This is a genomic window from Ligilactobacillus equi DSM 15833 = JCM 10991 (assembly GCF_000615765.1).
Lineage (GTDB): Bacteria > Bacillota > Bacilli > Lactobacillales > Lactobacillaceae > Ligilactobacillus > Ligilactobacillus equi.
In genome coordinates this window covers 1-628 of record NZ_BAMI01000149.1, presented here as the reverse complement: position 1 = coordinate 628, position 628 = coordinate 1, and the positions used below count along the sequence as shown (strand labels likewise).

General features: G+C 32.6%; 1 protein-coding gene. It reads left to right on the top strand.

Annotation, left to right across the window (positions count from 1 at the left end; translation table 11 throughout):
• On the top strand, positions 1-289 hold a 289-nt coding region (locus JCM10991_RS15525; protein WP_162149532.1), incomplete at its 5' end, for a hypothetical protein.
• Between the last annotated feature and the right edge of the window lie 339 nt (positions 290-628).

Below are 628 nucleotides of genomic sequence, written 5' to 3'. Positions count from 1 at the left end.
TTCAGAATTGCGTATCCAAAGTGCTCAGACTATCAGTGAAATTTGTAAAAATAATGATACTTCAATTATTTTAGTGCCCCCATTTTCATTGGTAACCATCAAGGAAAAATTTACAGAACTAACTGCGACACCCCATATTGTTTTGATTCCAATTACTTTCATGAATTTAAGCTTGGCATTTAAAGAGATACAAGTTGCTAGTCAAAAACTGAAAAATCTTATCTTCCATGAAAAATTGGAAGATCAATGTCGAGAATTTATTGATAAACACCCAGAAATTGGGAAATGACTATTTTTTCTGAAAGGTACAGCCAAATTATCAAGTTGTTTCCTGCTCTGCCAGAAGAAAATTAGCTTAGCAACTAGAAGAACCGCTAGAAATTACGCAACACGTTGATTTCTAGCGGTTCTTTTAGCAATTATTTTTGCAATGTGAAAACTTCCAGAAAAAACTTCTAGAAAAATAACCAAAATTGAACTTTTTTGCGTACTCAAATTGCAAATATAAGTTAGCCACTTTATCTCAAAAAGGTACTTCTTGATTCTAAGAAGTAAGTGAAAGTACTTCATTGTATAAGTAAACAGATTCGGCAGAGTAAACACCTAAAAGCTTTCGTGGGTAGTCATT